Annotated in this window: 22 protein-coding genes; 13 read left to right on the top strand and 9 right to left on the bottom strand. The window is 62.5% G+C overall.

Annotated elements, in window-relative coordinates:
• Positions 1-4: 4 nt before the first annotated feature.
• From P0M12_RS07975 to P0M12_RS07955, 5 genes are all read right to left on the bottom strand, one after another.
• Positions 5-2230, bottom strand: a complete 2226-nt coding sequence (locus P0M12_RS07975; protein ID WP_277377573.1) for an MMPL family transporter — start codon at positions 2228-2230, stop codon at positions 5-7.
• 102 nt (positions 2231-2332) lie between these two features.
• Positions 2333-3883: a bifunctional 3'-5' exonuclease/DNA polymerase gene (locus tag P0M12_RS07970; protein ID WP_058226599.1), complete on the bottom strand. Its 1551-nt coding sequence runs from the start codon at positions 3881-3883 to the stop codon at positions 2333-2335.
• A 46-nt stretch (positions 3884-3929) separates the two neighbouring features.
• Positions 3930-4793, bottom strand: a complete 864-nt coding sequence (locus P0M12_RS07965; RefSeq protein WP_064074238.1) for a biotin-dependent carboxyltransferase family protein — start codon at positions 4791-4793, stop codon at positions 3930-3932.
• Positions 4790-5422, bottom strand: coding sequence for an allophanate hydrolase subunit 1 (locus P0M12_RS07960; RefSeq protein ID WP_065351446.1), 633 nt, complete (start codon positions 5420-5422; stop codon positions 4790-4792). Before P0M12_RS07960 ends, P0M12_RS07965 begins: the two co-directional genes overlap by 4 nt.
• The gene (locus tag P0M12_RS07955) at positions 5419-5898 is read right to left on the bottom strand and encodes a MarR family transcriptional regulator (protein ID WP_065351445.1); all 480 of its coding nucleotides are present in this window, start codon (positions 5896-5898) and stop codon (positions 5419-5421) included. The genes P0M12_RS07960 and P0M12_RS07955 overlap by 4 nt, the downstream gene beginning before the upstream one ends.
• Positions 5899-5972: 74 nt before the next feature.
• On the opposite strand from P0M12_RS07955, the gene P0M12_RS07950 reads away from it, so the two are divergent.
• Positions 5973-6806, top strand: coding sequence for an alpha/beta hydrolase (locus P0M12_RS07950; protein ID WP_064443692.1), 834 nt, complete (start codon positions 5973-5975; stop codon positions 6804-6806).
• A 4-nt stretch (positions 6807-6810) separates the two neighbouring features.
• On the opposite strand, the gene P0M12_RS07945 is transcribed toward P0M12_RS07950, so the two are convergent.
• Positions 6811-7254, bottom strand: coding sequence for a hypothetical protein (locus P0M12_RS07945; RefSeq protein WP_054188400.1), 444 nt, complete (start codon positions 7252-7254; stop codon positions 6811-6813).
• Between the two features lie 49 nt (positions 7255-7303).
• Between P0M12_RS07945 and P0M12_RS07940 the strand changes: the two genes are divergently transcribed.
• A complete protein-coding gene (locus tag P0M12_RS07940; protein ID WP_058037626.1) occupies positions 7304-7582 on the top strand; it encodes a hypothetical protein in 279 nt (92 codons plus the stop codon).
• A gap of 134 nt (positions 7583-7716) precedes the next feature.
• On the opposite strand, the gene P0M12_RS07935 is transcribed toward P0M12_RS07940, so the two are convergent.
• The gene (locus P0M12_RS07935) at positions 7717-9093 is read right to left on the bottom strand and encodes an NAD-dependent succinate-semialdehyde dehydrogenase (protein ID WP_039973099.1); all 1377 of its coding nucleotides are present in this window, start codon (positions 9091-9093) and stop codon (positions 7717-7719) included.
• Between the two features lie 99 nt (positions 9094-9192).
• Complete coding sequence (locus P0M12_RS07930) at positions 9193-10506, bottom strand: DUF3533 domain-containing protein (protein WP_007729572.1); 1314 nt, start codon at positions 10504-10506, stop codon at positions 9193-9195.
• A gap of 171 nt (positions 10507-10677) precedes the next feature.
• Here P0M12_RS07930 and P0M12_RS07925 point away from each other — a divergent pair, with 171 nt between their 5' ends.
• From P0M12_RS07925 to P0M12_RS07885, 9 genes are all read left to right on the top strand, one after another.
• Entirely contained in the window at positions 10678-11310 is a 633-nt protein-coding gene (locus P0M12_RS07925) for a DUF4178 domain-containing protein (RefSeq protein WP_065455864.1), read from the top strand.
• The gene (locus P0M12_RS07920) at positions 11307-11807 is read left to right on the top strand and encodes a DUF2617 family protein (protein WP_047272090.1); all 501 of its coding nucleotides are present in this window, start codon (positions 11307-11309) and stop codon (positions 11805-11807) included. The genes P0M12_RS07925 and P0M12_RS07920 overlap by 4 nt, the downstream gene beginning before the upstream one ends.
• Before the next feature lie 26 nt (positions 11808-11833).
• The gene (locus P0M12_RS07915) at positions 11834-12211 is read left to right on the top strand and encodes a DUF4247 domain-containing protein (RefSeq protein ID WP_050793959.1); all 378 of its coding nucleotides are present in this window, start codon (positions 11834-11836) and stop codon (positions 12209-12211) included.
• Between the two features lie 29 nt (positions 12212-12240).
• Entirely contained in the window at positions 12241-12711 is a 471-nt protein-coding gene (locus tag P0M12_RS07910) for a DUF350 domain-containing protein (protein ID WP_003939942.1), read from the top strand.
• On the top strand, positions 12711-14285 hold the full coding sequence (locus P0M12_RS07905; RefSeq protein ID WP_277377572.1) for a polyamine aminopropyltransferase: 1575 nt from the start codon (positions 12711-12713) through the stop codon (positions 14283-14285). The genes P0M12_RS07910 and P0M12_RS07905 overlap by 1 nt, the downstream gene beginning before the upstream one ends.
• A 141-nt stretch (positions 14286-14426) precedes the next feature.
• On the top strand, positions 14427-15989 hold the full coding sequence (locus P0M12_RS07900) for an acetolactate synthase large subunit (protein WP_007729556.1): 1563 nt from the start codon (positions 14427-14429) through the stop codon (positions 15987-15989).
• A gap of 49 nt (positions 15990-16038) precedes the next feature.
• Positions 16039-16716, top strand: a complete 678-nt coding sequence (locus P0M12_RS07895; RefSeq protein WP_007729555.1) for a GAP family protein — start codon at positions 16039-16041, stop codon at positions 16714-16716.
• Between the two features lie 18 nt (positions 16717-16734).
• Complete coding sequence (locus tag P0M12_RS07890) at positions 16735-18630, top strand: SEC-C domain-containing protein (RefSeq protein ID WP_275232532.1); 1896 nt, start codon at positions 16735-16737, stop codon at positions 18628-18630.
• A gap of 35 nt (positions 18631-18665) precedes the next feature.
• Positions 18666-20588 (top strand): SEC-C domain-containing protein, encoded by a 1923-nt coding sequence (locus P0M12_RS07885; protein ID WP_277377571.1) that lies wholly within the window; start codon positions 18666-18668, stop codon positions 20586-20588.
• Between the two features lie 36 nt (positions 20589-20624).
• On the opposite strand, the gene P0M12_RS07880 is transcribed toward P0M12_RS07885, so the two are convergent.
• Positions 20625-22055 carry a coniferyl aldehyde dehydrogenase gene (locus P0M12_RS07880; protein WP_007729546.1) on the bottom strand — a complete coding sequence of 477 codons (1431 nt, stop codon included), beginning with the start codon at positions 22053-22055 and terminating at the stop codon, positions 20625-20627.
• A 109-nt stretch (positions 22056-22164) separates the two neighbouring features.
• On the opposite strand from P0M12_RS07880, the gene P0M12_RS07875 reads away from it, so the two are divergent.
• Both P0M12_RS07875 and P0M12_RS07870 read left to right on the top strand, forming a co-directional pair.
• The gene (locus P0M12_RS07875; protein WP_003939812.1) at positions 22165-22962 is read left to right on the top strand and encodes an enoyl-CoA hydratase; all 798 of its coding nucleotides are present in this window, start codon (positions 22165-22167) and stop codon (positions 22960-22962) included.
• Positions 22963-23007: 45 nt separating this feature from the next.
• Positions 23008-24528, top strand: coding sequence for an acyl-CoA synthetase (locus P0M12_RS07870; RefSeq protein WP_007729540.1), 1521 nt, complete (start codon positions 23008-23010; stop codon positions 24526-24528).
• The last annotated feature ends 7 nt before the right edge of the window (positions 24529-24535 follow it).

The following is a 24535-nucleotide window of genomic DNA, read 5'->3' as shown; positions in this document are numbered from 1 at the left end:
TCGGTCAGTCTTTCGCGCGCGCCAGTTCGGACGGCCACCAAATACGTTTCCCGAAGTCGTGAGAGAGTGCCGGCACCAGGACGCTGCGCACGATGATCGTATCGAGCAGCACGCCGAAGGCCACGGCAAATCCGATCTCGGCGAGGAAGACCAGTGGCAGGATGCCCAGTACGGCAAATGTTGCGGCCAAGACGATTCCGGCTGACGTGATCACACCGCCCGTCACCGCAAGACCGCGCAGTACACCTGCACGGGTGCCGAATTCTCCGGTCTCCTCCCGGACTCTGGTCATCAGGAAGATGTTGTAGTCGATACCCAGCGCGACGAGGAAGACGAAGGCGAACAGCGGGAACGATTGATCCGCCCCGGCGAACCCGAATACGTGTGTGAAGAAGAATCCGCTCACACCGAGGGTCGCCGCGAATGAAAGCACCACGGTGACAATGAGAATCACCGGGATCAGCAGAGCGCGGAGCAAAGCGGCCAGAACCAGGAAGATCACCACCAGCACGATCGGGATGATCAGGTTTCTGTCGCGGACCGAGGCCGCCTGGACATCGAGGGTGGTGGCCGTGCTGCCGCCGACGAGCGCGTCGGCGCCGGGCACGTCGTGGACGGCAGTCCGCAGTCGCTTGACAGTTTCGAGTGCCTGCGGCGAATCGTAGGAGTCGGCGAGGGTTGCATTGATCATGGTTCGGCCGTCGATCGGTGCAACGGTGAAAGCCGCAGGGGCGCAACCCGCAGCGGCGGCTTGTGCGAAGGCAGCGGGGTTGGTCTTGATCAAATCGCTGACCTTCGCGACGTCCACCTGGGTGCAGACGGCGCCGGGATCCTGCGAGATACCTTCGACGCCGCTGGCTGCTTTGATGACGGCGTCGGCCTGGTCGGCGTTTGCGGTGATCACGGCCGGTGCGCCGGCTCCGGGATCGAACTTCGAGTCGTAGAGTTCTTGTCCGACAACGGCGTCGGGACGATTGGTGAAGCTTTCGGTGGATGTCAGGCCATCGGTTTCGAGACTGCCGATCCCGGCCGCGAACAGGATGATCAACAACACTGTGGCGCCGATCCACAGTGGGCGGTCCTTGCTACCGACGGCCTCGGCGATCTTGCCCCACATCCCGTGCGTCGTAAGGTCTGCGGCGTGATCGACCTTGGGCTTGCGCGGCCAGAAGACCCACCGTCCGGTGGCGGCCAGAGCGACCGGCATGAACGTCATCATCACCAGATAGGTGCAGGCGATCCCGATGGCGGCGACGGGTCCGAGGCTCTTGTTGGAGTTGAGTTGAGAGAACGTCAGGCAAAGCAGACCGAGAATCACGGTGACAGCCGAAGCGGTGATGGCCGGCGCAGACTCGCGCCAGGCCTTGATCATCGCGTCGAAGCGGTTGGGATACGTGTGCAGTTCTTCGCGATAGCGAGAGATCAAGAGTAGGGCGTAGTCGGTACCGGCACCGATCACCAACACGAAAAGGATGCCTTGAGATTGTCCGGTCAGAGTGAGTAATTCGGCTTTCGCGAGGAAATAGATCACCATCGACGACAAGCCGATGGCGAGGAGCGCGGAGAACAGCGGGAAGAACCACAACACCGGCGATCGGTACACGACAAGCAGGATGAGGATCACGACCAGGAGTGCCGCGCCAAGGAGCGCTCCGTCCAGACCGGCAAAGGCGTCGATGAACGCAACGAGTAGCCCACCTGGCCCGGCTGGGAGTACCTCGACATCACCAGCTGCTTGTTTTGCTGCGTCGATGACGTTCTGCTCGGTGGTCGCCAGGACATCGCCTGCCACGGATGTGTCTCCGTCCTTGGCGACGAGTGGCACGAAGATCGACGCAGTTGTGCCGTCGGCGGAGTACTGAGTGGGTTGCATTCCGTCGGCGTCTACCCCGGAGATGCCGGCAATGGCGCCGTACGCCGAGTTGATTGCAGATTTGTCCGCCTCGGTGAGGGCCGAATCTCGATGGAACAGAACAAAACCAGGGATCGTCTCGACTGCGAGGAAGTTCGCGGATTGATTGCTGACGATCGTCGATTCTGCGGAACTCGGCAGGTACGAGGCGTTGTCGTTCTTCTGAACCTCGGCGAGTTTGCCCTGGAAAGAACCGCCGAATCCGCCTGCGACGAAGGCAAAGATTGCAAGCGCGATCACGGTGAAGATCGGCACGCGAAGGCGTTTGACCGTTCCGCGCTCGTTCCGTTCTGCATCAGTTGTATCCAGCTTGGTCATGGTTCTCCTCGAACACAGTCGACCAGCACCAACAAAGCAACGTTTTCCAGTAGAACACGCAATACGGGCGTGGTGGAACCACTTGGAGTGGAATTGACGACGCTACGAAGTGCCTTTGCCGTAAGTCTCGCGGGCTGCGACGTCCATAGGAAAACGAACGACTGTGTCGCCGAACAACAATCGAGTTGCCGAAGCCGCGGCGGCCAGCACGTGGGCGGCACCTGACTCGGGGTTTCGGGTATGCACGACCACTTCGTCGTGCTGGAAGAAGACCAACTCGCCGTCCGGATCTTCGGCGAGGCGGCGCCTGAGGTCGGCGAGCAGGCACAACGCCCACTCGGACGCAGTGGCCTGAACGACGAAGTTTCGCGTGAAACGACCGCGGGCGTGAGCGTCGCCGTGGGAGTAGAAGTCGGGAGACGGTGGGGGACAGGCCCGGCCGAGCAGTGACTTCACCACCTCGCCGCGCTCACCTGCCTTGGCAGCTTGCTCGACGTACTCGACGGCGACCGGGAATCGCTTCCGCAACAAGATGAGCAGTGCTTTGGCTTCACCCGCCGTCGCCCCGTACAGGACTCCGAGGATTGCGACCTTGGCTTTTGCGCGATCCCCGCCGAAGGCTTCTGCACCGACAAGTGCGTACAGATCGTCGTCGCCGGCGGCGGCCATCATGCGGCGGTCGCCGGACATGGCGGCCAGAATTCGGGGCTCGAGCTGACCGGCGTCGGCGACGACGAACACGTGGCCCGGATCGGCGACGACGCTCGAGCGCATTGTCTTCGGAATCTGGAGGGCCCCGCCGCCTCGACTCGCCCACCTGCCGGACACGACACCACCAGGAACGTAGATCGGACGGAATCGATCTCCCCGCACCCAACTGTCCATCCACTGCCACCCGTTGGTGCTGTACAGCTTGGCGAGTTCGCGATGACGAAGGAGTAGCGGCACAGCCGGATGATCGATCTCCTGCAGAAACCACTTGCGCGTCGACGGAAGTTCGATGCCCTGACGACCGAACGCCTCGGTGATCTCCACCGAAGACGAAGGATTGACGGTGCGCCCGAAGACCTCACTGATCTGTGCGGCAAGTTCCTGCATACGAGCGGGGAGGTCGTATCCCGTCGGCCGCGGCCCCAGCCGTTCTTCGAGGAGTTCGCGATGCTTCTGCGTCGAGAACGGAAGGCCCGTGTGCGTCATCTCGGCGGCGCTGAGAGCGCCGGCCGATTCTGCTGCGATCAACAAGTCCAGTCGAGCGTCCGCGCCGATGGTTGCGCGCTGCTCGGCGAATTCGGTGACGACGGCGAGGGGATCGAGAACGGGTGCAGTGTCGAAGAGTCCGAGTCGATCGTCGTCGAACTCCTCGGCGGGCGGTGACGGTTTGCCGGCGCGCATTCCGAGTATCGCGCGGGTCAGGGAGATGTCGTGGCACCGCTGAACCCGTACGCCTGCCCGCAGTAGAGGTGGGTACACGGTCGCCGTACTCGGCCACACCCACCGCGGGTGCTCGGCTTCCTCGATGGTGCGTACCGCTGCGATCAGGTCGGGGTATTCGACGGGATCGGCGAGCGGCGTTCCAGCGGGATCGGTCCGTAGGACAGTTGCCGTCACAGCTCCCGTGGACGTCGTACTACCGGGGACCAGGACAACTCGCACGACATCAGTGTGACGGCTGGGTCCGACACGCTATCGCTCGGCGTGCTCAGGCCCTGACGAACCGGATGTGTTGACCCGGGCGGGCTTGGCCGAGTCGGTCGATATCTGCGTCCGCGACCACTCCCACCACCGGATAGCCGCCGGTGATGGGGTGATCGGCGAGGAACACGACAGGTTGGCCGCTGGGTGGGACCTGGATCGATCCGAGTGCCACGCCTTCGGTGGGCAGTTCGGTGTCGTCTGTTCTTCGAAGTAGTTCGTCGGCGCCGACGCGATCGACGCGTGCGCCGATTCGGTCCGAGTCGGTCGAAATCGCCCATCGGCCCTGGAGGAGTGTTTCGGGGTTGGTGAATCGATCTGCGCGAGGACCGAACACCACTCGAATGGCGAGAGTCTCGTTTGCCATCGGCGGCACCGGTGCGAGGTCGACGGCTGAGAACGTGGTCGGCGATGGCCCGATCGGGAGAAAAACACCAGGCTCGAGAGGCGCCGGACCGATCCCGGACATCGTGTCGGTGCTGCGCGATCCCAGGATCTCGGGAACCACAATGCCGCCTCGGACGGTCAGATACGTCCGCAGTCCACTCGGTGCGTAGTCCAGGCGGACGGTCTGACCAGCCCGCAGATCGATCACGCTCGAATGCCCGACCGGAATGCCGTCGCGGTAGGCCTGTGCCGGCGCACCGGTGAACGCGATCGTTGTCGGTTGCTGCGCCCGAAGACTCAGCCCACCCAGGAGGACCTCGACACCGGCTGCGCCCTCGTTGTTGCCGACGAGCCGATTGCCAAGCCTGAGAGATCGCCTGTCCGCCGCACCGGAAACCCCGACACCCGAGCGAAGATGACCTATCCGTCCGAGGTCCTGGATCAGGCTCAGCGGCCCGGTGTCGAGTATCTCGAGGCCGTTCATCGTTGTTCCTCGTTCACGAAGCGCACGCGTCTGCCGGGCTGAACGGTGGCCGGTGGTGTGGCGTTCAGATCCCACATCACGGCATCGGTGCTCCCGATGATCTGCCAGCCACCCGGTGATGCACGCGGGTAGACCGCGCTGTATCCAGCGGCCAGGGCGACGGAACCGGCAGGCACAGCGGTTCGTGATTGCGTTCGACGCGGAACGTCGAGCCGAGTGTCGCCTGAAGTCAGGTAGGCGAAGCCGGGCGCGAATCCGATGAAGGCGCAACGCCACATTGCCCCGGTGTGGGCCGCAACCACCTCGGATCGGCTCATACCAAGTGACTGTGCGACGTCGTCGAGGTCGGGCCCGTCGTACCTGACGGCGATGGTGAGTGCATCCGTCTCGGAATGCTCGTCTGTGGTCGCGGCAGAATCGGTCTGCTCGAGATCGTTCAAGCGCTTCCGGACGTACGTGAGATCTGCCGCCGGGGTGCACGTGACCAGGACCGTGCGAGCTGCGGGGAGGAAGTCTTCGACCCCGACCGGGGTGTTACGCGTCAGTGCTTCGGTGAACGCGAGAACGCCAGCTTCGGAATCGAAGTCCACGAGCAATGCGCGTTCTCCCGCGGGAAGTATGCGAGTCACAGGGAGGGCTCCCTATCGACTCGAGTCCGCTCCACGTCCGCTCGCATCGCGGCGATGAAACTCGCGATGGTGGCTCGCTCTGTGGCGGTGTAATTCCCGACGGTGCTCGCAGCGCGTGAAATGAGGGGGCCGAAGTAACTCTCGCCCAGAGTGACCGCCGATGGTGTGACCTGCAAGAGCACCCGTCGACGGTCTGCTGAGTCTCGCTCCCGAGCTACGTGGCCCGCTTTGACCATCCGGTCGACGAGCGCGGTCACCGACGCCGAGTTGATACCCAGCTGTGCGCCGAGCCAGCCTGGTGTCGCCGGTGTGTCCGAGCGCTCGGCATCGAGAAGGCAGATCAACGCGCGCACGTCGGTGGAGTGCATTTTGTACTTGTTCGCAAAGCCGGAAACCGCCACGTTCAAGTCGACGGTAAGTGCGCGAAGCGAGTGGACGATCGCCATCGCTTCGTCTTCTGCATCGCCGACGCTCAAGGATGCCTCCAGCCCTGGTGTGTTGTCTCTTGATTGTCTACTATCTCGATAATCGAGAGAAATGGGGGTGGGGGATGGACTTCAATCGCGCATACGACGCTGTACTGACCAAATGGCCGCAGAAACCGCTGGGTGTGGATCTCGCGGGGCGGTTCGGTAACACGCATGTGAACGTCTGTGGGCATGCAGACTCGCGGCCGTTGATCCTTCTGTCCGGGGGAGGTGCCACTTCGACGGTGTGGTTCGACAATGTTGCGACGCTGTCGAAATCCCGGCGTGTCTTTGCTGTCGACACCATGGGCGATGCCGGGCGGAGCGTTCCGAATGGTGATCCGATGAAGTCCGTCGACGATCTGATCGAGTGGATGGACTCGATAGTCGATTGCACCGGGGCCGGCACCGTTGATGTGATCGGACATTCCTATGGCGCAATGATTGCGTTGGCCTTTGCGCTGCATCGACCGAATCGTGTCGGGAAACTTGTTCTGCTCGATCCTAATTCGAGTTTCTCCGGCATGAAGGCGGGCTACCTTCTGCGTGCGCTTCCGCTGTTGCTCTCCCCGTCGCGAGCACGCCGACGGCGACTGTTGGATTGGGAGACAGGTGAGTTGAGTATCGACTCCGACTGGCTGTCTCTTGTGGAAGTGGGCACTTCGGATCTACCGCGACCCGATCTCGTAGTGCCTCGACGTCCGTCGAAGGAGGACTTGAGCGCACTGGATGTCGAGTTGCTGGTGGTCCTCGCGCAGGACGGACGGGTGCATGATGCGGAAACGGTGTCGAAGTCAGTGCGGCAGAGGGTACCTGCAGCACGCGTCGAGGTGCTGAAAGATGCTTCACATCACAGCATTCCGATGGTTCCCGCCGATGAAGTCAACCGGGTGCTCGTCGACTTCTTGGAGGGCTAGCGGATCAGGGTGCGACGACGCACCCCGGACCGATCGGGGTGGCCGGATTGACCATGACCGTTGCGACCGGCCCGCCCGCGGACGTCTGGTAGGCCATCAGGGAGTGCTCACCGGGTGCGGTCGGAGTCCACAGCGTGACTGCGTGGCCGAGCACCACCGGCAAGGTGAAGTAAGGATTGACGGTGTCCCAGATCAATTCCTGCGGGAACATGGTCGACGCCCGGTTCATGTCGACAATCGAGACGTTCGGCTCGTTCAACGCTGCTGTCCTGGCAACCACCAGATATGTGCAGCCCGCTCCGTACGGCGTCGTCGGTCCGCTGCTGAGACCCGGAAGGATCGTGACGTCGACTACGTCCGCGGAAGCTGACGTCGCGGAACAGATGGCTGCGCCCGCGCAGAGGGCGGCGGCGATCACGGAAGTGCGAGCGATACGTGAAAGTGTCATACCAGCAGGTCGGTTTTATCTGGGTGGGCGTTACAGGCAGACTGACCGGATGCGCGCACTTCACGTTCTGCTGGCCGGCTTCGGCTTCCTGCTGGGGTTCCTGATTATTGTTGTCTCCGGCCTGATCGAGTGGGCGTCCTTCGCCTCCCGAACCGATTTCGCCTTCGTCGGTGACTCCGCCGTGTCGGTTGGTGTTTCCAACGAGGCGATCTACACCGCCGTCGCTGCTCCACTGGTGGGTGCACTGTTGGGCTGGGGGTCAGCTGTCATCGCGACGAGGTTCGGGTGGAGCCTCACTCGTGGGGGTGCCACGCCGGCAAGCGAGTGACCAGGCAGCGGACCCGCTTGCTGGTCCGTGGGTTATGAGGAAAGGCCCCGACCTCCATCGAGGTCAGGGCCTTCCTTTGCGCCGAGCTACTTCTGTGTCGAGCTACTTCTGTGTCGAACTACTTCTGTGTCGAACTACTTCTTCGAGACGCGGAGCAGCTTCTTGTTGACGAACTCGTCCATTCCCCACGGACCCAGCTCGCGGCCGACTCCGGAGCGCTTGACTCCGCCGAAGGGCAGACCGGGCAACGTCGTTCCGTGCTCGTTGACGAACGCCATTCCCACGTCGAGATCTGCAGCGACCGACCGGGCGGAATCGAGATCGCTGCTCCAGACGGATCCGCTCAGGCCGTAGACCGACGAATTGGCAAGTTCCACAGCCTCGCTGGCCGACTTGACCTTGTAGACGACTCCGGCAGGTCCGAACAGTTCTTCGCTGTAGGCCCGCATGTCCGGTGTCACGTCTGCGAGCAATGTCGGTTGAACGTAGGCGCCCGGGCCGTCGATCTTCTTTCCACCGGTCAGCAGCGTGGCACCCTTGGACACAGCGTCGTCGATCTGCTCGATCAGAGTGTCTGCCGCGCTCTGCGAAGAGAGCGGACCCAAGACTGTGGATTCGTCCAACGGGTCACCGGCAGTGACGGATTCGAAGGACGTCGCCAACTTGTTGGTGAAGTCGTCGTAGAAATCTTCGGTGACGATGAAACGCTTGGCCGCGTTGCAGGCCTGGCCGGCATTGGACAGACGTGCCTTGGTTGCGGACTTGACGGTGGCATCCATGTCGTCGGAATCGAGGACGATGAACACGTCTGATCCGCCGAGTTCGAGGACGACCTTCTTGAGATTGCGTCCGGCAGTTTCGGCGACGCTGGTTCCGGCGCGTTCGCTGCCGGTCAGTGACACACCTTGAACTCGGGGATCGGCGATCATGTCCGCGATCTGCTCGTTGGTCGCGAAGACGTTGACGTAGGCGTCGTCCGGCAATCCGGCTTGTCGCAGAATCTCTTCCATCAGCAGCGCCGACTGCGGACAGTTCGATGCGTGCTTGAGAATGATCGTGTTACCGAGCATCAGATTCGGTGCCGCGAAGCGGGCGACTTGGTAGTACGGGAAGTTCCACGGCATGACGCCGATGAGAGCGCCGATCGGTCGCCGGTACACAACCGACTCCTCGGCCCCGGGAACGTCGAGTCGTTCTTCCTCGAGCAGTGCCGGACCGTGGTCTGCATACCACTGATAGATCGCGGCCGAGAGTTGTACTTCGCCCTTGGCCTCGCGGACCGGCTTACCCATCTCCAAGGAGATCATTCGGGCCAGTTCGTCTGCGCGCTCTGTGTACAGTTCGGCGGTCTTGCTCAGGACTGCCGCACGCTGCTGTGGCGCACTGTTGCGCCAGGTCAAGTAGCCGCGATGCGTGTTCGCAAGTGCGGCTTCAACTCCGGCGTCATCCAAAGTATCGAATTCCCTGACGGTTTCACCTGTCGCGGGATTGACTGTTTTGTAATTAGCCATAGTTGTACAACGTGCGGAAGGGGCTCGAAGATTCCCGAAACGCGCAATCACATTGAATCGGCTCAACAGGTTTCGATCAAATCCCGGCTGGGTACCATGTCACGCCACCTTGGGACGATGGGTGCGCTCGTAGCCCTTGCGGTCGTAGAAACGGGTGGTCACGATGCCGAGTACGACGCCGATCAGTAGACCCACCAACGTCATCCAGACGGCATGCAGCAGGCCTGCCTCACCGCGTGCGCCGAAGAACAGGATCGATCGCGTGCCCATGTAGATCTGGTGCATCGGCTCGAATTGCGCCAGCCAGGCATACAACCTGGGGCTGGCTTCGAGGGGGATGGTGCCACCGGACGAGGGCAGCGCGAGAATGACGAACACGAACAGGTTGATCAACATGCCCAACGAGCCGAACGCGGCCATCACCGACATCGCCGTGATGCCCACCGCTGTGATGACCAGCGCGCCGTACTCCCACAATGCAAGCCCGTGAGTGACCGGCATTCCGAGGGCGCGACTGATCCACTGGAACAACGCGGAGACTATGCCGGACAACACGATCATGAATGCCCATTTGACGAGCAGCGTTCGAAACCTGTTGATACCCACAACGTCGTTCTGAACGAAGAGTGGACCGAATTCGGTAGGCGCGTATCCGAGCATGCCGTCCACCAAGGAATTGACCACGGTTGCTCCGGTGAATCCCGCAAGGACCAACAGCAGCGCGAAATAGAATGCCACCAAACCGAATCCGGTTCCGTCGGGAAGCGGATCGTGGGCAACCGTGAGTACGTTCACCGGGTTTTCGAGCAGCAGGCGGCTCGCTCCGGAGATCTGGGTTCCGGTGCCTCCCGCTTCCAACTGCGCGGTGACAAGGGCGGTGAGTTGCTCGCCCATGTTCTTGTTGACCGAGGCGAGGGCTGTGGTTCCGATCGACTGGACCAGCGATGCCGAGACGGAACCGGCGCGAGGATTGGTGTAGATCGTGATGATCGGTTGCTCTACGTCACCGGCGACGACGCTGGCCTCCGCCAGGATGATCGTCCTCTTCGTGAAATCACTGGGAATCACGATCGCGCCGTACAGCGTGCCGGAGTTCAACCGCGATTGGGCTTCGGCGATACCGATCTGCTGCAGGTCGATCTTCTGGTGGTCGATTCCGCTTTCGAGGCCGGCGACGATGTCGTTTCCGAAGTTCTTGCGGTCGGCGGGGTCGCCACCGGGGAGGGTGTCGCCCTCGTCCTGGTTGACCAGGGCGATCGGGAACTGGTCCAGGTGTTTCTTGGGGTCGAGTATCCCGCCCATGTACAACGCTGCCAGCGCAGACATCAAGAGGGTGACCACTATCAATGGTGTCAACCAGAATCGTGGTGTGTGCATGACGGTGCGGGCAGACGGCTCCGTGTTCTTGCTCATCGTCAGTCGACCGGCTTTCGTTCGCGCGGAGTTCCTCGGGCTGAGCGTAAACGCAAAGGTGCGCCGGGGCAGTCTTTCGATCTGCCCGCGGCGCTGGAGACCTGTCCGGTCGGCGACAGGCCGGATTGCCGGCAGTCTCATCCGAAAAGGCTGAGAACGGATCGGTAGGGTATGGCCCGCGGCAACCCTGCCGAGACGATTTCGGAGAAACCGTTGACCAACGTGCTGATAGTTGTCCTGATACTCGTAGTGATCGCTGCCGTCGTGTTTGTGATCCTGCGTGGACGCCAGGGCAAGCCGAGTGCTCGCGTCGACCCGCTCGCCGACTATCCCGAGGTGTACGACCCCCACAAGATCGGGGTCGGCGACATCATCACGTACGCGGGTATCGACCATGTTGTTCGAGGGACCATCACGCTCGACGAAGAGGGGTACATCTGGCGTGAGCACCTTCTCGACGGTTCGACCGGTCGTCGTTGGCTGACGGTCGAGGACGACGAGGGCGAATTGGAGATGACTCTCTGGATGCGTCGAGAAGGAACCAACCTGGTCCCGAACGGCGACGTCATTCTCGACGACAAGGTTCACCGCAAGATCGAAAGTGGAACGGCGAAGTTCACGGCCGAGGGTACTACGGGTACGGCCCCTTCCGGCTCGATGGAATACGCGGACTATGCGACCGCCGACAAGACCGGCCTGATTGCATTCGAGAAGTGGGCGCGCGGACAGTCGTGGGAGGTTTCCACGGGACGGGCGGTCACTCGCAGCGAACTCACCGTCATCCACTCGGGCCCCCCGGAATGAGCCTGTATCTACTCGACGTGGAGCCGACCGACGTGGATGCCTCGGCACTGGGGTTGGTACTGGGAGCTCCTGCGCCACCGACCCTCGCCGAGTTGGTGATCGGAACTTCCGACGCGACGCTGACACTCGGAGTGCTCGGGGCTTCGCACGTGGTGACGGCCTGGGCGTCGGGAAAGAAACTGACCGAACAGGTTTCGTGCGATGCTCTTGCAGTCGGCGGTGAACCACTGCCCGCAGTGGAGTCCACGCAAAACTACCGGTTCGAGTCTTCCTCACTGGTGCTGGACCGGGTCGAATTCGACTCGGAAGCTGCGTCGTTGAAAGAGTCCGCCGGCCACGACGGTTGGATCTGCGGATCCTTTCCCGGTGACGACACGGCTTTGACCGCTTTGTATGGCGTGCGAGACCGCCAGGGGTGGAGTTGGCAGAGTTGGCATTTGTACCCGGGGGAGGGGACAGGAGTGATCGTGAAGACACGCAGCAGGTGGCGCCCGTGAGGGGGCGGACGTGGTTGGCTCCGGTGATGCTGGCGGCCGCAATTGTCTTGTCGGCGTGCGGTGGTGGAGCCAAAGACTTCATCGCGGACAACTATTCCAAGACGTCCCAGGATGGCGACGTCGTGTTGTACTCGTCGAAAGATCCAGTGGGCACGACCGTCTCACGGATTGTCGACGCGGACGAACCAGCGGCGCGAAGTGCTGACGGCGGCAACGAATACCTGCGCTACGACGACGACATCGTCACTGTCAGTTCGGCTTCGGGCGGTGGCAGCACCATCAAGGTAGAGGACATCGACGGCACGTATCGCAGCGGCGGATACGCGTACCTGGGACCGGGCTTCAACCCGGGATCCCCGGCGGGTGGAAGCAGTGGCAGCGGCGGCTCGGGTAGTGCCAAATGACGGTAATGCTCAATGAGAAGGAGAACGGCGTGACGAACATCTTTGCATCCACTTCCGTCGAGATCGGAACGGTGGATCCGGCATTGCTCGTCGGGGGCGTTCTCGGCACCCTCGCCTACTTCGTCGTCGGTGCAGCGGTTCTGGCGACGGGATTCCTGGTCCTCGACCTCATGACACCCGGAAATCTCCGCCACCAGGTTTACGTCGACAAGAACCCGAACGCTGCGATTCTGTTGGCCTCCAATCATCTTGCGCTGGCGATCATCGTGGTGACGGCAATCCTGACCAGTTCGGACGGCTTTGCTCAGGGACTCGCCGACTCCGCGGTGTACGGACTGTTCGCGATCGTGTTGCAAGCGATCGCGCTGCGATTGATGAACGCATTCCTTCCCGGCAAGTTGGTTGCGCTGGTGCAGGATCCGAAGATGTGTGGCGCCGCGTGGGCTGTGGGTGTGAGCTTGCTGTCCATCGGTTTGGTGAACGCCGCAGCGCTCACCTGATGGTTGCCGCTGATCCCGATGTGACAGTTGACGAGCGTTCGACGATGCTCGGCCCGCGCGCACGCGTCCTTCTCCTTGCGGCTGTTGCGGCGTGCGCTGCGTGTGGCCTGATCTACGAGCTGGCCCTGTTGACACTCAGCGTGAGTCTGACCGGCGGCGGCATCACCCAGACGTCGTTGATCGTCGCGGGATTTGTTGCGGCTCTGGGTATCGGAGCGCTGGCCGCCAAACCTCTGCTGGGACACGCTGCCGTTTCGTTCGTGACGGTCGAGATACTGCTCGGGCTGATCGGCGGATTCAGTGCCGTCACGCTGTACGTGACCTTCACGTTCTTCGGTTCCAGCGCAGCAGTTCTGGTGGCGGCGACCGCGCTGATCGGCATCCTCGTCGGTGCCGAAGTGCCTCTGCTGATGACGCTCTTGCAGTCCGGTCGCAGCGACAACGACGCACAGAGCACCGGAAAGGTACTGGCCAACCTCAATGCCGCCGACTACCTCGGCGCATTGATCGGTGGTCTGCTGTGGCCGTTCGTACTGTTGCCGTGGGCAGGAATGATTCGCGGTGCCGCACTCACCGGCATGATCAATCTCGTGGCTGCGGCAGTGGTCGCGCTGATACTCCTTCGGTGGCAGCTCAGCCTGCGCGCACGATCGATCGCCGTCGTCGCAATGCTGTTGGCAGCAAGTTTGATCGGATGGTTGCTGATCGCGGCCTCGGACATCGAGACCACGTCGAGGCAGCGGCTCTACACCGATCCCGTGGTGGCCGCCGAGCGATCGGTGTACCAGGAAATCGTCGTCACCGAGCGGGGGAACGACGTGCGCCTGTTCCTCGACGGAGACCTGCAGTTCTCCAGTGTCGACGAGCATCGGTACACGGAGTCGCTGGTGTATCCGGCCCTGGTGAACGACCCCCGGCGCGTGCTGATTCTGGGCGGCGGTGACGGCCTCGCTGCACGGGAAGTGCTGCGAATGAGCAGCGTCGAGCAGATCGTTCAAGTGGAACTTGATCCGGCAGTCATCGAGTTGGCCAACACGCGTCTTCGTGATCTGAACGAGGGAGCGCTCGAGGATCCACGGGTGGACGTCGTACTCGACGACGCGTTTCGGTGGCTGCGAGAGCGTCCGGAACCGGGTTTCGATGCGGTGATCGTCGACCTCCCAGATCCCGACACCCCCGCACTTGGCCGCTTGTATTCGATGGAGTTCTACGGACTTGCCGCTGCCGCGATGAATCCGGGCGGGCTGATGGTCGTCCAGTCCGGCAGCCCGTACTCGACACCGGATGCGTACTGGAGAACGGTGTCGACGGTATCGGCTGTCGGACTGAGCGTCTCGCCCTATCACGTTTTCGTGCCGAGCTTCGGTGACTGGGGATATGTGCTCGCGCAAAGAGGTTCCACGCCGCCCGAGCTTCGTCTGCCCGCTGATGTGCCGGAACTACGGTTCCTCGACGAGCCGACGCTGGCGTCGGCCTCGGTGTTTCCTCGCGATCGCCCGAGGCGGGAGTTGGAACCCTCGACGCTCGACCGGCCACGCATCGTCGACGATATGCGCAAGGGCTATGAACGCTGAACTCCCGACCGAGTAGCTTGAATCGAGACTCTCGGCCACGACGGAGGTACGGATGACTGTTCGGATCGAGGAGCACGCACCGGGAGTTCGGTTGCTCACGATGAAGCGCAGGAAGCATTCGCAGCTTTTCATGAAGAAGAGGTGATCGAAATGAACGGTGCACAGTCGCTCATCCAAAGCCTGGTCGACTCGGGCGTCGAGGTGTGCTTCGGCAATCCAGGAACGTCCGAGATGCATTTTGTCGCCGCACTCGATTCCGTTCCGCAGATGCGGGCGGTACTCGGCTTGTTCGAGGGCGCCGTGACCGGTGCCGCGGACGGCTACGCACGGATCGCCGGAAAGCCTGCCGCGACGCTGCTCCATCTGGGCCCCGGTATGGCGAACGGACTGGCGAACCTTCACAACGCGCGCCGCGCCCACACACCGATCGTGAACATCGTCGGGGACCACGCGACCTACCACCACGGTTTCGACGCTCCTCTCGAATCGAACATCGATGCGCTGACCGAATGGTTGGAGGGGTGGAGTCGACGTTCCGAATCCACCGCGACCGTCGGTAGCGACGCGGCCGACGCCGTTGCCGCCTCGTTGAATCCGCCCGGACGCATTGCCACACTTGTCCTCCCTGCCGACGTCTCGTGGGGCGAAGGTGGAGTTCTTGCGGGTCCTCGGGACATGCCGCCGCGGGCGGAAGTTTCTGCAACACAGATCGACTCGGTGGTGGGCGCGCTCAATGCCGAGGGTCGCGCCACGCTACTGCTGGGCGGCGCAGCCTGTTCCGAAGCTGGGCTGCGCGCCGCTTCCCGAATTGCGGTCGCGACCGGTGCCCAGATTCTGATCGAGACTTTTCCAGCCAGGCTTCAACGAGGTGCGGGGCTACCGTCATTCGAGCGCTTGGGATACTTCGCCGAGCACGCCACCGAACAACTTCGCGGAACAACTCAGCTGGTTCTGGCCGGAGCGGTTTCGCCGGTCTCGTTCTTTGCGTATCCCGGAAAACCGAGCGATCTGTCACCGGAGGGTGCTGCGGTGACAACGCTGGCAAGCGTCGGCGACGATGTTGCCGGTGCACTGGAGGCAGTGGCCGAACTCGTGGCACCGGGAGTCGAACCTGTTTTGCAGGAAGCGAATCGGCCGGCGCTGCCGAGCGGGCCTCTGGACGTTCGAAATTGGGCCGACGTGATCGGCGCCCTGCTGCCAGGCGACGCCATCATCTCCGACGAGGCGGCGACTTCCGGTTGGGCGATCCCGATTGCCCTTGCCGGAGCGCCGCGCCACGACGTGCTCACGCTCACCGGAGGTGCCATCGGCCAGGGCATCCCGGTGGCGACGGGCGCCGCTGTGGCAGCGCCGGAGCGACCGGTGATCAATCTCGAAGCCGACGGAAGCGCGATGTACACCATCACGGCGTTGTGGACGCAGGCGCGAGAGATGTTGAACGTCACGACGATTCTGCTCAACAATCGCGCATACGCCATCCTGCGTGGCGAACTGCAACGAGTCGGCGCAGAAGGTGGCGGCGTCGTCGCACAGTCGATGCTGGATCTGTCATCTCCGAACATGGACTACGTCAAGATCTCCGAGGGGTTGGGAGTGCCCGCGTCGCGGGCGAACACAGCGGAGGAGTTGGCCGAACAGTTTGCCGCAGCGCTGGCGGAACCCGGCCCGCATCTCATCGAGGTCATGCTGCCTCCGACGTCGTGATTTCGACCTCGAATCGATCGTCGATCGTGCATTCAACTGGAGGTTTTCGGTGCTAGCTGCGATCGGTTTGTCTCTTCCGATTGCCCTCGGCCTGCTTTTCGTCTCGATGCCCATGGCGGTGATCGTGCTCGTCATGATCACCGCTGGAGCACATCGAGGGGCGGCATCTTTTCTACTCGGGTGGGTCCTCGGAATCTCGGCAGTCGTTGCAGCGACCATCGTGATCGCGGACTACTCGTTCGCGGAGTCGGAGTCGTCGCAGACTTCGGTGTGGTCGAGCGTCGTACGAATCGTGTTGGGCCTTGTTCTGTTCGGATTGGCGTACAAGCAGTGGCGAGCGCGACCGAGAGACGGAAGTGATCCGACAGTTCCGAAGTGGATGAAGAGCGTCGACGGGTTGACTCCGCGGAAGGCGTTCGGGTTGGCGTTCTTGTCCGCGGCGGTCAATCCCAAGAATGCAGCGCTGGCGGTATCCGGTGCGGCCACTATCGCGGTCGCCACGAATGTCGTTGCCCAACAGATTGTTGCCGCGGTGATCTTCACGGTCATCGCGAGCGTCGGCATCGCGTTGCCGATCCTGGTGAAGGTGTTCTCCGGCAAGCGTGCCGACGAGATCCTCGCGTCCGCGAAGGCATGGATGACCGCCAACAACGCGGTGATGATGACGGTCATCCTGACGATCCTCGGTGCGACCGTGCTGGGCGAGGGGCTCAGTGGACTGCAATAGGTCGCCTACCATTGGCGGGTGACTGATTTCGACGACGACGCTGCCGGTTCCATTGCCTCCGCTGCTTTGGCTGTTCTGCGCGAGCAAGGCCCGCTGAGTCTCGAAGAGTGGGCGACCCATCTCGAGGAGTACGGAACTGCGACCGAGTTGGCCGATGTACTCGAGTACCTGTCCGAACCGATGCTCGGGTACCTGCCCAACGGAAAGTACGTCGCTCTCGACACGGTCCTCGAAGGGCTCGTGTTCACTCACCGGCTCAGCGAAGTCGAAATTGCGTCGGACATCCTTGACGCGAGCCCCGACCTGGAACCGATCTTGGCATTCGGCGACGGCGAGGACGGGGCGATCCGGGTGGCCCTGGCGGAAGAAGCAGCCTCCGAACGCGGAGCTGCTCCCTTCCGGAGTCGACGAGTTGTGGTACTTCCGGCCGGAACCCTCGGCGAGTGCGCCGACGGTGATCTCGTCGGCTTGGCTGTCGAAGACGGAACACTTGCGTTTCGTCTGGTCGAGATCGAGGACGAACCCGATCTTGCTCCGGCGCTCGGCGAACTCTTCGAGGAGGACGGAGTAGAGGCCCTGGATTCTGTGTGCTGGCAACTCCTGATCGAGGATCCGTCACTCTTCACGGTTCCTGTTGCGCCGCTGGGTGAGATCTTCGAGGTGGCAGGTTACGAGCACGAGCGTGAGCTACTGGCTCGGCGGGGATTCGACTTCGACGCCTACGACCTGCAGATTCGGACAGCCTTGGTGGCCAGTACCTACGACCTGACCCACGACGAGGCAGTCTCTGCCGTTGCGTTTGTCGATCTGGCGGACCGCGGATACACCGACGCGGTCATCGCCGACTTCGATATCGCGGACTGGGCCCACCGTCATGTGAGCGCTGCTCCGGACTCTTTTGTCTCACTGGCAGATCCGGGTGCTGCAGTGGCCGTGTTCGATCTCGGATTTCGGAATCAGGACCCGGTGACCGACGCAATCCTCGAAGCGCTTGCCTCCGAACTGGCCGAGCGAGGGCCACGGTCGGTCAGGGCGGCGGCTCATTGGCTCGCCGGTAAGGCTGTCGATCGGCTGGGGCGCGTCCTCGAAGCGGAGGCGCACTACGAGAAAGCGCTCCTTGCCGAATCCGGTTGGGGTCCGGCCTTGTTCGAGCTGGCTCAGTTCGCGTCGGACCGCGGCGATGCGACCCGGGCGCTGTCACTGCTCGGGCGGATCGACGGCGGAAGTGAAGAGAATCTCTACGCCGTACTGCAGGACTTCGTCCCAGCCGATCACCCGGAACTCGGGCGAAACGACAAGTGTTGGTGCGGTTCCGGCCGCAAGTACAAGGTCTGCCACCTCGGAAAGGCCGATGAATCCGTCAAGGCGGACGGTCGGTGGCTGTACAAGAAGGCATGCCTGTTTGCGTTTGCCTCCGAATTCGTCGACATCGTGACCGGGCTCGACGATCTCGAAAACGAAAATCTCTCCGAGGACGAACTGATCGCGGCCACGATCTTCGACGGATCGGCACTGGACGTCGCTCTGTTCGAGGGTGGAATCTTTGCCGAATTCTTGGCCAGACGCAGCGAACTACTTCCGGAGGCGGAAGTTGTGACAGCCGCACAGTGGCTCGGAATCCGGAGGTCGGTGTACGAGGTGATCGAAACGTCCGACACCGGCGTCGTGCTGCTCGATCGTGGGTCCAAGGAGACCGTCACGGTTGCTCACTCGGTCGAAGGCGAGCCAGGTGATGTGATCAGTGCTCGGGTCCTGACGGCCCCCACTGGCGCGTTTGCGGTGGGTGTTGTGGCCATGGCTACGGAATCGCAGGCCGCGAGGGTACTCGAGGTTCTCGCTTCAGAAGATCTCGAGGCCGAAGAACTGGTGCGCGAGTTGCGCGGAGGCGCCGATCACTCGACCGATGACCGGTGACGATGTATCGAGTCGACCCCGTTAAAGTTGGATAGGTGAACGAACCGATGGATGCCAATGACTTGATCGCCGAAGCCGCGATGGAGTTGTTGCGTGAGCACGGCCCGCAGACAGCGGCGGACTGGGGCACCCTGTTGGCTGACGCCGGGCACGGTACAGCCGAGGACATGGCCGAATTTGTCGAGTACGTCGAGGACCCACTGCTCGGATACTTGAGTGAGGAGCGGTACGCCGCACTCGACACGTTGTTCGAGCATCGAGTGTTGACCCATCGCCTCACCGAAGCGGAGATCAAGTCCGGCGTTCTCGACGCGAACCCCGATCTGATGATGCTGCGGGTTTTCCTCGATCGTGACGACGACGAAATCCACGGCATCAGCGTCGTGCACCGCGGGACCGACGACGATCTTTTGGCTGATCGTGGGATCGAAGATCCGGAGTTCCCACACGACGAAGGCTTTCTGCTCGACACCGACACCCTTGCCGAGTGCTCGGTAGGTGACTTGATCGGATTGTTCGTCGCTGACCGTGAGCTGACGCTCTGCACCATCCCCGAGGTACTGGATCCCGCACCCGGATTCGGCGAGCACCTGGCGACGGTCCTTGCCGACATCGGTGCTGACACCCTCGATGCCATTGTCTGGCAGTTGATGCTCGACGAGCCGTCGCTGTTCCGTCAGCCGACCGCCCCGCTGGGCGAGATGCTCGAGGCGTCAGGTTACGTCCGCGACGGTGACTACGTTGCGGTCGACGGATTCGATTTCGAGGCATACCACCTGGCGAACCGGGCCCGCATGCTCGAGGTCCGCGAGAATCTGCACCCCGAAGAAGCCGCGTCGGTGATCGCCTTCGTCGATGTGGTCATGGCCGCGAAAGCCGAAGGCGTCGAGGATGTCTCGGACTGGGCGCGCAAGCAGATCAAGGAGGATCCGCAGGCCTTCGCCGGCCTCGCCGAGCCGCCCGCGGCTGCGGCAGCGTTGGAGCTGTTGTCCGAACTCGACGATCATGATTCCGTATTGCATTCTGTTGCAACTGCTCTCGCCGAAAAAGGGTCGCGTCGTGTCAAGCCGGCAGCGCACTGGCTGGCGGGCAAGGCTTCGGATCGTCTCGGCAAGATCCTGGCCGCTGAGGCGTCGTACGAATCAGCGCACGATCTCGATCCCGACTGGACTCCCGCGATCTTCGATCTGGCGCTACTGGCCGCCGATCGAAGCGATGTGACGCGCGCGCTGGCTTTGCTGGGCCGAATCGAGGGTGGCGAGTCCGAGGTTCTGCACGAGGTTCTTCAGCGCTACGCCCCGGCCGAGCACCCCGAACTCGGACGAAATGACAAGTGCTGGTGCGGTTCCGGGCGAAAGTTCAAGGTTTGCCATCTCGGTAAGTCCGAGGTGACGTTCGACGACCGGGCCAGCTGGCTCTACGTCAAGGCTCAGTTGTTCTCGCGCACGCCGGAGTACTTCGACGCCGTGTTCGATCTTGCGCTCATCCGTGCCGAGCAGTTCAACAGCGAAGAAGCACTGACGCTGGCCGTCGAAGGTGGTTTGGCCGTCGACGCTGCTTTGTTCGACGCCGGCATCTTCGCGGCTTTTGTCGAGCGCCGCGGAGAAATGCTGCCTGCCGACGAACGCGAACTGGCCGATCAGTGGTTGTCGATTCCGCGCTCGGTGTACAAGGTCGCCTCGACGGAGCCGGGACAGTTGGTGACCCTCAGCGACGTCCGCAACGGGCATCTGGTGAAGGTCACGGACGAGTGGGGCTCGCTGAACCTCGAGCCAGGCACACTCGTGTGTGCTCGTGTTCTTCCGGCCGGGTCCACGATGCGCACGTTCGGTGGCATCGAACCGCTTGCGGTAGCAGACAAGAAGGAGTTGATCCAACTGATCGAGTCCGAGGACACCGAGCCGGGTCAGCTGGTGGAGTTCCTCAGCCGCGGCCTTGCCGGTGCGCCTTTCCGGTAGCGTGAACTACCAAAAAGGCGCACGGGGCCGGAGGCCCTAGGGCGTTACCTGAGCCAACATCATCTGCTCGAAACCCTCACCGTACGGCGGGAGCATTCCCCACTCGCCGCGTGGGTCATGCTGCGCTGCTTCGAATACCGTTCGGGCGTGACTGAACTCGAGGAAACCCTCGCGGCCGTGGTAGTGCCCGATACCCGAAGCTCCGACGCCGCCGAAGGGTGCGTCGCTCAGCCCGGGGTGAGACATTGCGTCGTTGATGGTGACGCCGCCCGAGACGGTGCGTTCGAGTACGGATTCCTTCTCGTCCAGATCGGTTCCGAAGTAGTACAGCGCCAACGGTTTCGGTCGTGAATTGATGTCGGCGACGACGTTGTCGAGTTGGTCGTACGGCAAGACGACGACGGCCGGCCCGAAGATCTCCTCCTTCATGATCTGCGCGTCGGTCGGAGGGTCGACCACGATTCGCAGTGGGCGACGACGAGTGTCTGCGGAGAGTTCTTCGTCGGGAACGGTGATGATTCGTGCCCCACGTTCTTCGGCGTCCGCGATGTACCCCTCGATGCGTGCGAGGTGACGATCGCTGACTATCGAGACCATGTCTTTGTTGTCGGCGATCGTGGGAAACAGTCCCGTGAACTGGTCGGTGAACGCGTCGATGAATGCTTCCGTGTTCTCGCGCGGAACGTAGATCAGATCGGGAGAGACACAGAGTTGACCGGCGTTGGTGGACTTCGCGATAGCCAAACGCGAAGCAGCAGAGCTGATATCGGCACTGCGGCTCAAGACGCTCGGTGACTTGCCGCCGAGTTCGAGGGTGACCGGCACCAGGTTCTTCGCAGCATTGGCCATGACCAGCTTTCCGACGGTCGTGCTGCCGGTGAAGACGAGGTGGTCGAAAGGCAGCGACGTCAGCAGATCAGCGACTTCCGGGCCGCCGGTCACCACCGCGACCTCCACGGGGTCGAGAGTTCGACGCGCCGCCTCGGCCAGGACGGCCGCAGTATTGGGCACGATCTCCGACGGTTTGAGAACGGCGCGATTTCCTGCTCCGAGGGCGCAGGCGAGCGGGCTCAGGAGAGTGAACAGGGGAGCATTCCAGGTTCCGATGATGCCGATCGAACCCTTCGGCTGGTACGACACGTACGCCGTGGCACCCAACTGGTCCTGCATCGCTCCGGTAGCTCTCGGTGAGCGAATCATCCACTCTTCGAGCGAATCACGAACGTGCTTGAGTGAAACCATCGACCCGAGAACGTCATTCATCACCGAGTAGGCCGGGATTCGGCCGCCGAAGTCTTCGTTGATCGCCTCGGTCAGATCCTTGTGGTTTGCCACCAGGAGATCGACGACGCGTTGAATGCGCTCGCGTCGTGTCTGCGCGGACGGAAGACCAGCGGCTCGAGTTGCTTCCTGCTGAGCGCGCAGAATCTCTTCGAGATCAGTGGTGACGGCGGCATCGGTGCTCATGGGCACTCCTCGTAGTGGCGAAGTATTGACCGGACCGTATCGACGCGGTGCGAGTGGATGCCCTTTTCGTCTCGTTGACCGGGATGGATTCGATTGGTAGAGAGAACACATGTCGCAGACACAGGTAGAAGACACTGCAGTGAAGATTTCCGTCGAGGAATCGGTGGGACTCGGTTTCCTGACGCTCGATCGCCCGGCGCGGCGCAATCCGCTCTCGGCGGAGACCATGCGTGAGGTGACGGCTGCCCTTGTCGAATTGTCTGTAGACGAGCGCGTGCGGGTCGTGATCGTGCGCGCCGAAGGCCCGGTGTTCTCCGCCGGACACGATCTGACGGAGATGATCGGGAGAACCCTCGAGGACGAGCGGGCGATCTTCGACGGCTGTACCGAGATGATGGAGACCGTACAGCGGATTCCGCAGCCGGTGATTGCCGCAGTACAGGGCCCGGCTATCGCGGCGGGCTGCCAACTGGCCGCGTCGTGTGATCTGGTTGTTGCTGCGTCGAATGCTGTCTTCGGCACGCCGGGCGTCAAGATCGGACTGTTCTGCTCGACGCCCATGGTGGCGCTGAGCAGGGCAGTAGGGCGCAAGCGCTCGATGCAGATGTTGCTCACCGGGCAGACGATCGACGCCGACACCGCTGCGGACTGGGGTCTGGTGAACTTCGTCGTCGCGCCCGAAGACCTGGACCGAGAGGTGCGCGAACTGGCCGCCAAGATCACGACGGCCAGCCCCTTGACGGTGAAGATCGGTAAGCAGGCGTTCTATCGCCAGATCGATCTGCCGCAAGCGCAGGCGTACGAGGCGATGGCGGAAACGATGGCAACCAACGCCGTGACCTGCGACGCTCAGGAAGGTATGCAGGCCTTTGTGGACAAGCGAAAGCCCGAATGGCGCAATAAGTAACGATCGCTCTTCCGGTTTAGTTGGACGTCCTATAACCTGAGGCGCATGAGCCTGGATCCACGCACCAACACTGTCGACGGAGTGCTTCGGCGCTCGGCAGCCAAGTACCCCGACCGTGTAGCCGTCGTATTCGAAGATCGCACTCGCACCTACCGCGAACTCGACGACGCGGTGACGCGGGTCGCCGCATACTTGCTCGGTCTGGGGCTCGAACACGGCGACCGCGTCGCGGCATACGGAACCAACTCCGACGCCTATGCAATCGGATTTCTTGCCTGTGCACGAGCAGGTTTGGTGCATGTTCCGGTCAATTACGCACTGAAGGGGGAGGAACTCCGGTACCTCGTGGCGCAGTCAGGCGCCCGCGCGGTGTTGGTGGATCCGGCATTGGCGCCGACGCTCGACTCGGTACGCTCCGACCTCGATCTCGATCACGTGATCGCACTGCGGGACGCGGAACTGTCCGTGGTCACGATCGGTGAGGCGGGCGAGGTGCCGGTCTTCGAACCGCGTGCGACGTCGACCGATCTGGCGCAACTCCTGTACACCTCTGGCACCACCTCGAAGCCCAAGGGCGCCATGATGTCTCACGGTGCACTGGTTCACGAGTACGTGTCCTCGGTGATCGCGCTCGGCCTCGACAAGAACGACAACCCGCTGATCTGCATGCCGATGTACCACTCCGCGGGCATGCACGTCTTCATGCTGCCGTACCTGTCCGTCGGCGCGACGGTCAGTCTGATGCAGGCGCCGGACATCCCGGAAATCCTGCGCCGCGTCGAAGCCGAAAAGATCGGATCGCTGTTCCTGGCGCCGACCGTGTGGGTACCGCTGGCCAACCATCCGGACCTCGAGACCCGCGATCTGTCTTCGCTGAAGAAGGCGCAGTACGGCGCCTCGATCATGCCGGTCACCGTGCTCAATCGTCTGCGCGAGCGCTACCCGGACATCGGTTTCTACAACTGCTTCGGTCAGTCCGAAATCGGCCCACTGGCAACAGTTCTCCAGCCCAGCGAGCATGCTGATCGCCCGTCTTCCTGTGGTCGCGCGGTGTTCTTCGTCGAAACCCGCGTCGTCGACGCCGACGGAAACGATGTTGCCGACGGTGAGTCCGGCGAGGTTCTCTACCGCTCACCGCAGCTGTGCAACGGCTACTGGGAGAATCCGGAAGCCACCGCCGAGGCCTTCCGTGACGGCTGGTTCCATTCGGGCGATCTGGTCGTGCGGGACGAAGAAGGGTTCATCACGGTCGTCGACCGGATCAAGGACGTCATCAACACCGGCGGCATCCTGGTGGCGTCACGCGAGGTCGAAGATGCGGTCTACACGCACCCCGCCGTGGCAGAAGTTGCCGTGATCGGTACGCCCGACGAGAAGTGGATCGAGGCCGTCACCGCGATCGTCGTGCTCAAGGACGGCAACGACGCGTTGACGCCCGAGGCGTTGATTGCCCACGTCAAGGAGCGAATCGCTCCGTTCAAGGTGCCCAAGCATGTCCGTTTCGTGGCCGAGCTTCCGCGCAACCAGAGCGGCAAGCTACTGAAGCGGGAACTGCGCACCGTCTGAAGCTTGC

The organism is Rhodococcus sp. RCBS9 (genome assembly GCF_029457415.1).
GTDB lineage: Bacteria > Actinomycetota > Actinomycetes > Mycobacteriales > Mycobacteriaceae > Rhodococcus_F > Rhodococcus_F qingshengii.
The sequence above is the reverse complement of the archived record's forward strand: the minus strand, read 5'-3'. Positions and strand labels throughout refer to the sequence as shown.

Coding starts and splice junctions, on each gene's coding strand:
- P0M12_RS07870 (WP_007729540.1), top strand. CDS start 23,008: ATGAGCCTGGATCCACGCACCAACACTGTCGACGGAGTGCTTCGGCGC.
- P0M12_RS07945 (WP_054188400.1), bottom strand. CDS start 7,254: ATGACACTTTCACGTATCGCTCGCACTTCCGTGATCGCCGCCGCCCTC.
- P0M12_RS07875 (WP_003939812.1), top strand. CDS start 22,165: ATGTCGCAGACACAGGTAGAAGACACTGCAGTGAAGATTTCCGTCGAG.
- P0M12_RS07880 (WP_007729546.1), bottom strand. CDS start 22,055: ATGAGCACCGATGCCGCCGTCACCACTGATCTCGAAGAGATTCTGCGC.
- P0M12_RS07965 (WP_064074238.1), bottom strand. CDS start 4,793: ATGAACGGCCTCGAGATACTCGACACCGGGCCGCTGAGCCTGATCCAG.
- P0M12_RS07935 (WP_039973099.1), bottom strand. CDS start 9,093: ATGGCTAATTACAAAACAGTCAATCCCGCGACAGGTGAAACCGTCAGG.
- P0M12_RS07915 (WP_050793959.1), top strand. CDS start 11,834: ATGCTGGCGGCCGCAATTGTCTTGTCGGCGTGCGGTGGTGGAGCCAAA.
- P0M12_RS07905 (WP_277377572.1), top strand. CDS start 12,711: ATGGTTGCCGCTGATCCCGATGTGACAGTTGACGAGCGTTCGACGATG.
- P0M12_RS07930 (WP_007729572.1), bottom strand. CDS start 10,506: ATGAGCAAGAACACGGAGCCGTCTGCCCGCACCGTCATGCACACACCA.
- P0M12_RS07940 (WP_058037626.1), top strand. CDS start 7,304: ATGCGCGCACTTCACGTTCTGCTGGCCGGCTTCGGCTTCCTGCTGGGG.
- P0M12_RS07975 (WP_277377573.1), bottom strand. CDS start 2,230: ATGACCAAGCTGGATACAACTGATGCAGAACGGAACGAGCGCGGAACG.
- P0M12_RS07925 (WP_065455864.1), top strand. CDS start 10,678: ATGGCCCGCGGCAACCCTGCCGAGACGATTTCGGAGAAACCGTTGACC.
- P0M12_RS07920 (WP_047272090.1), top strand. CDS start 11,307: ATGAGCCTGTATCTACTCGACGTGGAGCCGACCGACGTGGATGCCTCG.
- P0M12_RS07950 (WP_064443692.1), top strand. CDS start 5,973: ATGGACTTCAATCGCGCATACGACGCTGTACTGACCAAATGGCCGCAG.